Raw genomic sequence first — 12,337 nt, 5'->3', positions numbered from 1 at the left:
TCGATGAAAGAGATGTGACGCCGAGCCGTACCCGGAAGTTCTTCTGCAGTCAGTTCGCCAAAGATGAAGCTATCGCCCGGGAGAAACGGGAGAAGTGGCTTCTCGCTCACCCGCAGGGCAGATAACAGCGATTCCACACAACCTCCGATTTCCCTCCCGTCTGCATTGGGGGTCGGAGGTCTGAAACGATGGATTCCGCCGGGGTGTGCTGGTCTGGGTTCAAGGATGGTTTATGCAAATTCCAAGTTGAACTTAGAATTTGCATCATTGGCAGGGGAGGGGATGTTCTTTCAAAGGAGAGAACAGAGAGAAACAGTGGATTTGTATGAGATTTGCTTTCAGACATTCTGCGGCTGGTGCAGGCCTGCTTTGAAAAAGAGCACGTTACAAATGGAATAAGAACCAAAATGATGTTCTAAAAATGTTCTAATTCGTGTTCTAAAAGCAGTAAAAATCAGCTTGATTCAGGATGAGGCAGAGAAGTTGGTTTTGCGTTGCTTCTTGCTTGAAATCAGAGAGTTAAAATGGTAGCCCGGGCGGGAATCGAACCCACGGCCAACTGCTTAGAAGGCAGCTGCTCTATCCTCTGAGCTACCGGGCCGACTGTTACTGTCCTATAAAATATCCGCAGTTTGTGCTTTTTTCAAGGGGAAACACGGGAAATCAAGCGCTTTCCTTTACTTCCCGTGCAAAAGTCCCTTCAGCGACGAATAAAGTGAAACAGTTCTCCGGCTCCGTCACGCTCGTAACGCGGTACGTTCAGGCCGGCATTCATCAGCATCTCTCCTGTGTAGCAGACGCCGCTCTTTTCTTCCTCATAAACTCCCGCCGGATCAAGTCCGCGCAACCGCACCCGGAACAGCTGACCATTCGGCACGTTCCGAGGTTGAACCATCGTCACCAATGCCTCGGAGCCGTCCTTTGCCGCATGTTCCCAGATCACCACTACCGTCCTGGGATCAAACGGATCCGTCAAACGATAAAAATCTCCCTGCGCAATCAGGTGATTGTATTTGTGATATTCCGAAACCTGCTCCCGGATCAGTGCCCGCTCCTCTGCGTTCATCTTGTTGAGATCAAGCTCGTAACCGAACGTCCCCGACAAGGCAACATAACCCCGCGTCGCAAACGGATTGATCCGCCCCGTCTGGTGGTTCGGGCAATCCGAAATGTGCGCCCCCATCGTCGAACAGGGATAGACCAGACTTGTCCCGTACTGGATCTTCAGACGTTCGATCGCATCCGTGTCGTCGCTCGTCCAGATCTGAGGAACGTAGTAGAGCATTCCCGCGTCAAAACGTCCGCCGCCGCCGGAACAGCCCTCAATCAGAAGTTTCGGGTAACGGTTCAGAAGACGTTCATGCAGCTCGTACATCCCGAGCACGTAACGGTGCGACACCTCTTTCTGCCGGTCCGCCGGCATCACCGCGGAACCAACCTCTGTAAGGTGACGGTTCGCATCCCATTTGATGTATTCGATGTTCGCGCTGTCCAGCACCTTGCAGATCGTTTGAAACAGATAATCCACCACTTCCGGACGCGACATGTCCAGTACCAGCTGATTGCGCCCTTCCGACGCCCCGCGCCCCGGCACATGCAGACACCAGTCCGGATGGGCGCGGAAAAGCTCGCTCTCCCGCGAAATCATCTCCGGCTCGAACCAGAGCCCGAACTTGAGGCCGAGTTTGTTGATCTCCCCGGCAAGTTTTCCCAGTCCGCCCTTGAGTTTCTCCTCGTTCACAAACCAGTCGCCGAGACTGGTGTGGTCGTCGTTCCGTTTGCCGAACCAGCCGTCGTCAAGCACGAGCATCTCAATGCCGAGCTCCGCGGCGTCTTTTGCGATCGAGAGCAGTTTTTTCTCGTTGAAGTCAAAGTAGGTCGCCTCCCAGTTGTTGACGAGAATCGGCCGTTTCAAATCCTTCCAGTGGCTGCGGATCAGGTGATTCCGGAACATGTCGTGGTATGTCCGGCTCATCCCGCCGATTCCGTCCCGGGAATAGACGAGGAGCGCCTCCGGGGCAGTGAAGCGATCTCCGGAGCGGAGCTCCCACTCAAAGGTGCGCTCGTTGATGCCGATCTGCGCGCGCAGCTGATTGAACTGGTCAAGCTCGATTTCCGCAGCGAAATTTCCGCTGTACAGCAGCGTTGCCGCGAAAACCTCTCCGCTCGTCTCGGTCGTCTCCGGAGCCGCAAGAGCAAAAAACGGGTTTTGCTGGTGGCTCGAAAGCCCGCGCACGGATTCGAGCACGGTACGGGAGTGATTCACCGGATGGCGCTCCACACTGCGCTCGCGCGCCCAGGCGCCCGGCAAATGAATCAGATCGAGACGCCCATCCACGAAATCAAGTGCGGCGCTCGCGATTTTCTCAATGCGCACCGGTTCCTGCGAGTGGTTGATGACCGTTACGGAACGGGCGATCGCGTTGTATTTTGCAAATGGGCTGTATGAAAGCAGAAATTCCACATCACTCGCTTCATCGTAGAGCGAAAGCTCCAGCGTATCGACCTCCTCGTCACTTCCGAAGGTCGCCGGAAGGCCGGGGAGGGAGGGCTTTCCCCGGCGGATCGTATGCGACCGATACTTGAAATCAGTCACCGTGTGCCCGTTCCCCTGCCGGATGATGGCGGATGGTGCGTGGAAGTCTCCGACGCCGTTTGTGCCGAATTCCTGCGGAATCACATCACGCGATTCCGACGAGGTCGTTCCGGGGGCGGCAGGTGAAAATGCCCGGTCCATCCGGCGGTAGAGATATTCGAATGCGTCAGACGCGATTTTATCCCCGTAATAAAGGTGGGCGACATATCCGTTCGGTTCGATCATGAACGCGTAAGTGGAGTTCCCCGCGTCGAGTTTGAATACTTGGTTCTTTTCGTTGAATGAGATCGGCATTCCCGTTATTCCCCAATGATTGTTTGCTGCAATAGAAAAATATTCCGGTTAATATAATGCAACGATCCGGATATTTCAAGCCTTTCCGGCTCGGAACCCCGCGGAATCGGAGAATCCTTGTGGAATCCGGAAAAAGTGGCGGATTTCATTTGTAACGGAGCGGGTTCGGGTGTAAATTACCACATGACCGATGGATATTGAGCGAAAGGCCCGGCTGATGAATTACAGAATCGAAATTTCGCCGCTGCCGCAGTGGCGCGACGCCCGCGGCGAGGGTGTGAAGAAACAAATCGAAAAATTTTACGGTTTCCCCGTGGAACAGGTCCGCACGCGCGACATCTACACCGTTGTGGCGGACATTACGGAGAAGGAGGCGCAGAAAATCGCCTCGCTGCTGTACAATCCCGTTCTTCAGGGGTGGCGCGTGACGGCGGCGAAGTCCGAGAACTTTCAGCCGCTTCCGGAATGCGACTTCCTCGTCGCGGTCGGTTTCCGGCCCGGCGTGACCGACAACGTCGGCCGCTCCGCCAAGTCCGCGGTCGGCGACATTCTCGGCCGCAAACTCGGCGAGGATGAAGTCGTGTTCAGTTCGACGGAATACCTTTTCTACGGTCATGAGCTCACACGCGAACAGGCGAAGGCGATCGCATCGAAGCTGCTGGCCAATGAACTGATTCAGACGGTCTGCGTGCTTTCCGGCGAGGAGGTCTCCGACGGCATTCCGATGAATCTGCCGTTTGTGAAGGCGGTCGACGACGTGAAGGTGCGCGAATATAATCTCGAGGTCTCCGACGAGCAGCTTATGGAGATCAGCCGGAAAGGCATTCTCGCGCTCTCGCTTGAAGAGATGAAGGCGATCCAGAACTATTTCCGCAATGCGAAGAACCGCGAGGCGTACGGACTCGGCCGCAATCCGACCGACGTCGAGCTCGAGGTCATCGCTCAGACCTGGAGCGAACACTGCAAGCACAAGATTTTTGCGGCGAAGGTCGATTACACCGATGCCGAAACCGGCGAGAAGCGTGAGATCACCTCCTGCTACAAGACCTTCATTCAGAAGAGTACGAAGGAGATCGCAGAGAAGGTCGACTATCTCGTGTCGGTTTTCAAGGACAATGCGGGGGTTATCACCTTCAACGACAAGGTCGATCTCGTCTACAAAGTCGAAACCCACAACAGCCCGTCCGCACTCGACCCCTATGGCGGCGCGATGACCGGGATCGTCGGCGTGAACCGCGACCCGCTCGGGACGGGGCAGGGGGCCGATCTCCTGATCAACGTCTGGGGCTACTGCCTCGGTTCGCCCTTCACCGACGACAAGGATGTTCCGGAGGGGCTGCTGCATCCGCGGCGGTTGCGTGACGGTGTGCACAAGGGGGTGATCGACGGCGGCAACCAGTCCGGCATCCCCTACGGGAACGGATTTGAATACTTCGATGCGCGTTACATCGGCAAGCCGCTCGTCTACTGCGGCACGGTCGGCACTCTGCCGAAAAGCATCAACGGCGTTCCGGGCTGGACGAAGCGGATTGAGCCGGGCGACCTCATCGTCATGGGCGGCGGACGCATCGGCAAGGACGGTATTCACGGCGCGACCTTTTCGAGCGAGGAGCTGCACAAGGACAGTCCCGTGCAGGCCGTGCAGATCGGAGATCCGATCACGCAGAAGAAGCTCGGCGACTTCATCCGTGAGGCGCGCGACCGGGGACTTTACCGGTTCATCACTGACAACGGTGCGGGCGGGCTCTCTTCGAGCGTCGGCGAAATGGCCGAGCAGTGCAACGGCTGCCGCATGGATCTGGCGAAGGCGCCGGTCAAGTATGCCGGACTTCAGCCGTGGGAGATTCTGGTTTCGGAAGCGCAGGAGCGCATGAGTTTCGCGGTTCCGCCCGAGAAGATTGAGGAGTTCAAGACGCTTGCTGCTGAACGCGATGTGGAGGTGTCGGTCCTCGGTGAGTTCACCGACGACGGCAAGTTCCACATCCTGTATGACGGAAAGACCGTCTGTCTGCTTGATTTGGAGTTCATGCACGACGGTCTGCCGCAGATGCACCTGAAGGCGGTCTGGAAAGCACCGCACTTCGACGAGCCGTCGATCTCCTGCCGCGACTGTGCGGCGGATCTGGTCGAGATGATGGGGCGGTTGAATATCTGTTCGGACGAATACAAGGCCCGCCAGTATGATCATGAGGTCAAAGGATTGAGCGTGGTCAAGCCGTTCATCGGCAAGTGCCGTGATGTGCAGGGCGATGCGACGGTCACGATGATCGAACCGCTCTCGACGGAAGGCGTGATCCTCTCTTCGGCGCTGCTGCCGCGTTACAGTGACATCGACACGTACCACATGGCGGCGTCTGAGATCGATCTGGGCATCCGCCGCGTGATCGCGGTCGGCGGCAAGCTCGACAAGATCGCCTGCCTCGACAACTTCTGCTGGCCGGATCCGGTGCAGAGTGAAAAGACGCCGGACGGGGAGTACAAGCTCGCGCAGCTTGTCCGCGCGAACGAGGCGCTGGCGGATTACACGAAGGCGTTCCTCGTGCCGTGCATCTCCGGCAAGGACTCGATGAAGAACGACAGTACACGCGGCGGGCGCAAAATTTCGATTCCGCCTTCGCTGCTCTTCAGCATGATTTCGAAAATGGATGACATTCGCAAGTCCGTCACGCCCGATGCGAAGCAGCCAGGTGATCTCGTCTATGTGATCGGCCGCACGTTGCCTGAGCTCGGCGGCAGTGAATACTTCGCGATGCTCAACGCGCTCGGCAACCGGGTCCCGAAGGTCGACGCCGAACAGGCCAAGGCGATTTACCGGGCGGTTTCGGCGGCGACCGAGGCGGAACTGGTGCAGTCGTTGACGACGCCGGCGCTCGGCGGACTCGGCGTGGCGTTCGCGCGGGTCGCGATGGCGGGGCGTCTCGGGCTTGAGATTGATCTTGATGCGGTTCCGGCGGAGGATTGCAATGAAATTGAGGTTCTCTTCTCCGAGTCGAACAGTCGTTTTGTGGCGACGGTGCGGCCGTCTGATCGTGCCGCGTTCGAAGAGAAGCTCAAGGGTATTCCGTTCGCCTGCGTTGGAACGGTGACGGAAAAGCCGGAGTTGATTTTCCGGTCGAAGAAAGGCGGAGAGAAACGCATTGCACTGGAAGCGCTGCTGAACGCATACAAGGGCACGCTCGACCAGATTTGATCCATTCTTAACTGCGAGGTCGGAAGTGGAGGAGGAGAACACCGGCACAACCCGGCACAGCGTTGCTGAACGCGTCACCGCGAAGAGCGAGGATAAACGCGCCAATGCGCAGAGCGAGGCGGAACGCGCCAATGCGCAGAGCGAAGAGGAACGCGTCAATGCGCTGATCGAGCAGAATCTGCGGCTTGTGCAGAAGATCGCAAACGATTTTCTCGGCCGCGGACTCTCCTGGGATGATCTTGTCTCGGAGGGGAACCGCGGTCTCATCACTGCGGCCCGGAAGTTCGATCCCTCCCGCGGAGCACGGTTCAGCACGTACAGTGCGTGGTGGATCAAGCAGGCGATCCGTCAGGCGATCGCCGAACAGGTCAGCACGGTGCGGGTTCCGATCGGCACGCAGATCAACTGGCGGAGAATCCGCAAAGTTGCGCGGGAACTTGCCGAGAAGCTCGACCGCGAACCGACCGACGAAGAGGTCGCCGATGCAGCGAAACTGCCGGTCGCGACCATCCAGCGGCTGCGCAGTTCGAATCAGGTGGAAGTGCATTCGCTCAATGCTCCGGTTTCGAATGAGGAGTCCGACGGGGGCGAGTTCATGGAGTTCGTGCATGATGAGACCGCCCCGGGGCCGGATCAGGAGTTGATCAATCTGGAGGACATTGAGCAGCTTCTCGCTCTGCTTGAAACGTTGCCGGAGCGGGAACGCCAGGTGTTGCGTCTCCGGTTCGGGCTTGACGGCGAGCCGGTTCGCACGCTCGAAGAGGTCGGTGCGATCATCGGCTGCACCAATGAACGGGTCCGGCAGATTCAGAACCAGGCGCTGCGCAAACTCCAGCAGCAGATTGTCAAGATGAAGTAACCAGATGAGTTCACCGTTTCCGTATCCGGATGAGGCGCTTGTTCTTGCGCCGCTTTCGGGCTATACCGATCTTGCTTATCGCCGCGCTGCGCGCAGCTGCGGCTGCCGTTACGCATTCACCGAGATGGTTGATGCGGCTTCGCTGGCCTATGCGCGCAAACGGTCGGAGTCGATGCTGCTGCGTGGGGAAGATGAGTCGTTCCTCGGCGTTCAACTGGTGGGCGCGAACCTCGAGCACTTGAAGATCGCGCTCGACGTCCTGAACGAATATGCGTTTGATATATTGGATTTCAATCTGGGCTGTCCGGTTCCGAAGGTTGCGAAGAAGGGGGCGGGGGCCGAGCTCGGGCGGCACATCGACCGGGCGCTCGAATGTTTTTCCCTGTTCCGTGAGCGGTCGCGCCACCGGCTCTCCGCGAAGATCCGGATTGTCGATGCGGAAGATCCGGCTCCGACGCTTGCGCTTGCGAAGGGACTTGCTGAGCTTGGAGCAGAGGCGATTACGATCCACGGGCGCATCAAGGAGGCGTTTTACTCCGGTCCTGTGGCGTTCCGCCAGATCCGGCTCGTGCGCGAGGCGCTGCCGGACGTTCAGATCATTGCGAACGGCGGTGTGACCGGGCGGGAGAGTTACGGGGAGATCCGGCGCGAAACCGGATGCGGCGCGGTCATGCTTGCGCGGGGCGCGATGGGCAATCCGTGGCTCTTCCGGGAACTTGCCGAGGGGGAGGAGTATGCTCCTCCGACCATCGCACAGTGGAGTGAAGTTGTCCGGAATCACATTTACGGGATGATCGACCTCTACGGCGAAGAGTCCGCAATGCGGATCGCGCGGAAGATTCTGCACGATTATCTTCGCGGACGCGGATTTCGCGGCGAGTTCCGTTCGCGGATCTCGTTTCTCTGCACGAGAACCGAGTTCGATGCATTTCTCGCGGCGGCACCGCAGGAGCTGGTGCACCGTCCCGACGGAGAACGGGCATTCGCGCGGGACGCGTGAAATCGCGGATCGTTCAGAAGAGCCAGCCGGACGGACGCGGCTGCGGACTCGGATGCCGGAGCGCGCGGCAGGCGGGACACATGAAATTCTCAAGGCCGTAGACTTCTGCGCCGGCCTCTGACTGGCGGAAGGTGACGAGTTCGCCTTCCGAGACCAGCGGCCGTTCCGGGGCATTGTCCGCAATGAGAATTCCCGGCCCCCGGACGACTTCGATCTCGATGACCGAGGAGGAGTCCAGCACAAGATGGCTGACCTCTTCGGTCGAATTGCTGAACGCCAGCCCGATACCGACCCGGAAAACGCTGTGGGTGATGCTCTTGTAATAGGCGGTGCTGCCGTGGACGCTCGCGATTCCGACGCCGTCGCCGACGACTTCATTCGCATAAAGTTCCCCGTTGATTCGAACGCGGTAGCGCAGCGCGCTGGAGAGGTCGTGATTGTGCAGAAATACGTCATTGAGTGCGCACAGCGTGACATTGCGGACCGTTCCGCACACTTTCGGCATGCGGGTCAGGGGCGTATCCCCGGCGCGAAACGCATCGAGCTGGATTCCGCACTCGTGTGCGGGGCAGAGCGGCGCAGTGCGCGCGTCGCGGATCGGCAGCAGCGGCAGATCCGGGTAGGCGCGTGCGGCTCCGAGCAGCGCGCCGTCTCCGCCATGTGCCACGACCAGTTCCGGTGCGGCGGAGTCCTCGACGAAGCCGCGAGCTGCGAGCAGAGGGCGGATGTCCTCGAGATTTTTGCCGACAAGGATGATTTTCATGGTTTTCGAACTCCGTATTGAGTGACCGCTACGACCGCGTAGAGAATGGCGGCGGCGGCATTTCCGACGTTGATGGAGGCTTTCCGGCCGAGCATCGGCAGCCCGACGAGGCCGTCTACCTCCGCAAGCGCCTCGGGCGAGACGCCGAGCGCCTCGTTGCCGAAGACAACCGCGAGCGGGAATTCATAATTTTTTTCCCAGGCGAATACGCTTTCCGGCCCCGGTTCTGCCGCGAGAATCATCCGGTATCCCTCGTTTCGCAGCATCCGGATGGCCGAGACTGCGTCCGGCATGGTGCGGCACGGAACTGTAAGGTCGGTGCCCATTGCGGTTTTGGCAAGTTTCGGATGCGGCGGCGCGGGGGTGTAGCCGCACGCGATGATCTCCGCGCCGAGCGCTTCGGCGATACGGAATATGTTGCCGGTGTTGTGCGCGCTGCGCAGCCGGTCGAGTATCAGACAGAGTTTCATTCAAACAAACAATCCTTTCCTGTTAAAATACGCTCTTTTCCGGGGTTTTGCAAGCGCCGGGATTTGATAGTCGGCGGATTTGATGGTATATTAGACAAACTTACAGCAATCCAGAAAACAGCGAGGTATAGAGTATCATGGCGAAAATCCATCCCTCTGCAATCGTCGCCGACGGAGCGACGCTCGAAGACGGTGTCGAAGTCGGTCCCTTCTGCTATATCGGCCCGAACGTGAAGATCGGGGCGGGAACCCGCCTGATCGGGCACTGTAATATCGATGGCTATACGACCATCGGACGCGAAAATGTCATTCATCCGTTCGCGGCACTCGGGCAGCCGGCGCAGGATCATTCGGTTGTGCCGGGGGAGGCGACCTACCTGAATATCGGCGACGGAAACATCTTCCGCGAAGGCTGCACGATTCATACCGGAACGAAGCCCGGCAGCGAGACCCGGATCGGCAACCACAACATGTTCATGAATGCGACTCACGTCGCCCACAACTGCATCGTCGGGAACAACGTCATCTACGTCGGCTACGCCGGAACTGCCGGTTACTGCCAGGTGTTCGACAACGCTCTGATCTCGGGACTGGTCGGCATTCACCAGTTCTGCCGGGTCGGCCGGTATGCGATCATCTCGGGCGGATCGGTCTTTTCGAAGGATGTTCCGCCGTTCATGATGGCCGAGGGGCGCAACGGCGGCGTCAAGATGATCAACAAGGTCGGGCTGCAGCGCGCGGGATTTCCGACCGAGACGATTTCGGTCATCAAGCAGATTTTCCGCATCTACTACCGCAGCGGACTCATTCCGGCGAATGCGCTTGAGAAGATCCGGACGGAACTGCCGCAGATTCCGGAAGTTCTGGAGTTCATTCACTTCTGCGAAACCAGCAAGAAGGGTGTCATATCCGCCCAGGTTGAAGGGCATCGCAATTAAATTGATTTGAGGAGTTTATCATTATGTTGGAAGCATTGAAGAAGAATCCGGAATTCACGCCGCGCCGCGGACCCGTGGTGCTCTGCATTCTCGACGGGGTCGGTTTCGGCAAATACGCCGACGGAGACGCCGTGAAACTGGCGCGCACGCCGGTGCTCGACGGTCTGATGGCGAGCTGCCCGACCACGAAACTCAAGGCGCACGGAACGGCGGTCGGCATGCCTTCCGACGCGGACATGGGCAACAGCGAGGTCGGGCACAACGCGATCGGCTGCGGCCGGGTTTTCTCGCAGGGAGCGAAGCTGGTCGAAGAGGCTGTCACGTCGAAGAAGCTCTTCGCCGGCGACGTCTGGAAGAAACTCGTCGAAAATGTGAAGTCGCACGATTCGACGCTGCATTTTCTCGGGCTTTTCTCGGACGGCAACGTCCACAGCAACATCAATCACCTGAAGGCGATGGTCGAGGAGGCGAAGAAGGCGGGCGTGAAACATGTCCGGATCCATGCGCTGCTCGACGGCCGCGATGTTCCCGAGACCTCCGCGTTCGATTACATCGATCCGTTCGAGGAGTTTCTTGCGGGGCTGAACGACAGCTCTTTCGATGCGCGGATCGCCTCCGGCGGCGGCCGCATGGTCATCACGATGGACCGCTACGGCGCGAACTGGGACATGGTCCGCAAGGGGTGGGAGATCCACGTGCACGGCAACGGCGAGATGTTCAAGAGTGCGCATGAGGCGGTTGAGGAACTGCGCAAACGCACGGGAGCGATCGACCAGGATCTGCCGCCGTTCGTGATTTCCGATGACGGGAAGACGCCGGTCGGGGCGATGCACGATCACGATTCGGTGATCTTCTTCAACTTCCGCGGCGACCGGGCGCTTGAGATCACAAAGGCGTTCGAGGCAGACGAACTCGCTGAGTTCGACCGCGGTGTGCGGCCGGATGTGATGTACGCGGGCATGATGGAGTACGACGGCGATCTGCATGCGCCGAAGCTCTACCTCGTGAATCCGCCCGAGATCGACCGCACGATGGATGAATATCTCTGTGCGACAGGGGTTTCGCAGCTTGCGGTCAGCGAGACGCAGAAATTCGGCCATGTGACCTACTTCTTCAACGGCAACCGCTCCGGGAAGTTCAGCGAGACGCTCGATGACTACGAGGAGATCCGTTCCGACATTGTTCCGTTCGAACAGCGTCCGTGGATGAAGTGCGCGCAGATCACCGACCGGGTGGTCGAGGCGATCGGCAGCGGCAAATACGGTATGATCCGGTTGAATTTCCCGAACGGCGACATGGTCGGACACACGGGGAGCATGGAGGCGGTCATTGTGGCGATGGAGTCGCTCGATCTCTGCCTCGCGCGGATCAAGGAGGCGATCGAGAAGGCCGGCGGCGTACTGGTCATCAGCGCCGACCACGGCAACGCCGACGACATGCTTGAGCATGATAAGAAGGGCAACGTGAAGCTCGACAAGAACGGTGTTCCGGCGCGCAAGACGAGTCATTCGCTGAATCCGGTTCCATGCATCATCTTCGATCCGGAGTCGAAGGGCGAGTACAAGCCGGAGCTGCGCGAGGGGCTTGGCATCAGTTCGCTGGCGGCGACCTGCATCGAGCTGCTCGGTTACGAGGCGCCGGAGGGGTACGACCCGAGCGTGCTGGTCTTCAAATAACCGTTCCGGTTATGCGTTGAAAAAGCCGTCCCGTGTCGTGCGGGGCGGCTTTTGCGTATTCTGAGCTGTGAATAAGTTCAGCCGGGGCGTAACGTCACCGTTCGGCGGTGATGGCGATGATGATCGGCACGGCGTCGGCCGCGGCGGAAACCGCTTCTCCGCACGTTCCGCCGCGGAATAGTCCTCCTTTCGCGTTCAGAAGGTTCTTTCTGGCATTCTCCTGTTCGTCATACAGTTCAATTTCTCTTGTTTCCTGTTCGGAGATACGTGTCCCGGTGGCTTCAATATCGGCAGGCATTGCCTGATATTCCGCGTTTTCCTGACCATTGTGGACTGCGCTCGGTTTTTCTGATCTTGTCATTCATCCCGGCAATGGCGGACCGGGTTTCCCGGATGGAACGCTTCACATTCTGCAATTGCTCTTTTGCCTGCCGGACCACGGCTGCCGCGGCTTCCAGCTCTTCCCTCATCTGTGCTTTTTCCTGTGGAATCGTGCGATATTTGATTTCCAGATCACGCAGCCGCATATCGAATTTCTGACGAGTAAGAGT

At 58.7% G+C, this 12,337-nt stretch carries 10 protein-coding genes and 1 tRNA gene; 5 read left to right on the top strand and 6 right to left on the bottom strand.

Annotated features, from left to right (window positions below):
- Positions 1–525 precede the first annotated feature (525 nt).
- Together Q0K10_RS12740 and Q0K10_RS12735 are read right to left on the bottom strand one after the other, a co-directional pair.
- Positions 526–601, bottom strand: a tRNA-Arg gene (locus Q0K10_RS12740).
- Positions 602–700: 99 nt separating this feature from the next.
- Positions 701–2,890: an alpha-galactosidase gene (locus Q0K10_RS12735; protein ID WP_294507662.1), complete on the bottom strand. Its 2,190-nt coding sequence runs from the start codon at positions 2,888–2,890 to the stop codon at positions 701–703.
- Between the two features lie 217 nt (positions 2,891–3,107).
- Here Q0K10_RS12735 and Q0K10_RS12730 point away from each other — a divergent pair, with 217 nt between their 5' ends.
- From Q0K10_RS12730 to Q0K10_RS12720, 3 genes are read left to right on the top strand one after another with little or no spacing between them, the layout of a single operon-like run.
- Positions 3,108–6,080, top strand: coding sequence for a phosphoribosylformylglycinamidine synthase subunit PurS (locus tag Q0K10_RS12730; protein ID WP_294507660.1), 2,973 nt, complete (start codon positions 3,108–3,110; stop codon positions 6,078–6,080).
- A gap of 25 nt (positions 6,081–6,105) precedes the next feature.
- Complete coding sequence (locus tag Q0K10_RS12725; RefSeq protein WP_294507658.1) at positions 6,106–6,939, top strand: RNA polymerase sigma factor RpoD/SigA; 834 nt, start codon at positions 6,106–6,108, stop codon at positions 6,937–6,939.
- Positions 6,940–6,943: 4 nt separating this feature from the next.
- A complete protein-coding gene (locus Q0K10_RS12720; protein ID WP_294507656.1) occupies positions 6,944–7,939 on the top strand; it encodes a tRNA-dihydrouridine synthase family protein in 996 nt (331 codons plus the stop codon).
- A 13-nt stretch (positions 7,940–7,952) separates the two neighbouring features.
- Here the strand turns inward: Q0K10_RS12720 and Q0K10_RS12715 are convergent, their stop codons facing one another.
- Positions 7,953–8,702 carry a hypothetical protein gene (locus tag Q0K10_RS12715; RefSeq protein ID WP_294507654.1) on the bottom strand — a complete coding sequence of 250 codons (750 nt, stop codon included), beginning with the start codon at positions 8,700–8,702 and terminating at the stop codon, positions 7,953–7,955.
- Positions 8,699–9,172, bottom strand: coding sequence for a TrmH family RNA methyltransferase (locus tag Q0K10_RS12710; RefSeq protein ID WP_294507652.1), 474 nt, complete (start codon positions 9,170–9,172; stop codon positions 8,699–8,701). Before Q0K10_RS12710 ends, Q0K10_RS12715 begins: the two co-directional genes overlap by 4 nt.
- A 137-nt stretch (positions 9,173–9,309) precedes the next feature.
- Here Q0K10_RS12710 and lpxA point away from each other — a divergent pair, with 137 nt between their 5' ends.
- On the top strand, positions 9,310–10,110 hold the full coding sequence (lpxA, locus tag Q0K10_RS12705) for an acyl-ACP--UDP-N-acetylglucosamine O-acyltransferase (RefSeq protein WP_294507650.1): 801 nt from the start codon (positions 9,310–9,312) through the stop codon (positions 10,108–10,110).
- 23 nt (positions 10,111–10,133) lie between these two features.
- Positions 10,134–11,786 (top strand): 2,3-bisphosphoglycerate-independent phosphoglycerate mutase, encoded by a 1,653-nt coding sequence (gene gpmI / locus Q0K10_RS12700; RefSeq protein WP_294507648.1) that lies wholly within the window; start codon positions 10,134–10,136, stop codon positions 11,784–11,786.
- Positions 11,787–11,880: 94 nt separating this feature from the next.
- Here gpmI and Q0K10_RS12695 read toward each other — a convergent pair whose 3' ends face one another.
- The gene (locus tag Q0K10_RS12695) at positions 11,881–12,084 is read right to left on the bottom strand and encodes a hypothetical protein (RefSeq protein WP_294507646.1); all 204 of its coding nucleotides are present in this window, start codon (positions 12,082–12,084) and stop codon (positions 11,881–11,883) included.
- Positions 12,068–12,313, bottom strand: coding sequence for a hypothetical protein (locus Q0K10_RS12690; protein ID WP_294507644.1), 246 nt, complete (start codon positions 12,311–12,313; stop codon positions 12,068–12,070). Before Q0K10_RS12690 ends, Q0K10_RS12695 begins: the two co-directional genes overlap by 17 nt.
- Between the last annotated feature and the right edge of the window lie 24 nt (positions 12,314–12,337).

This window comes from uncultured Victivallis sp. (genome assembly GCF_944391105.1).
Classification (GTDB): Bacteria; Verrucomicrobiota; Lentisphaeria; order Victivallales; family Victivallaceae; genus Victivallis.
The sequence above is the reverse complement of the archived record's forward strand: the minus strand, read 5'-3'. Positions and strand labels throughout refer to the sequence as shown.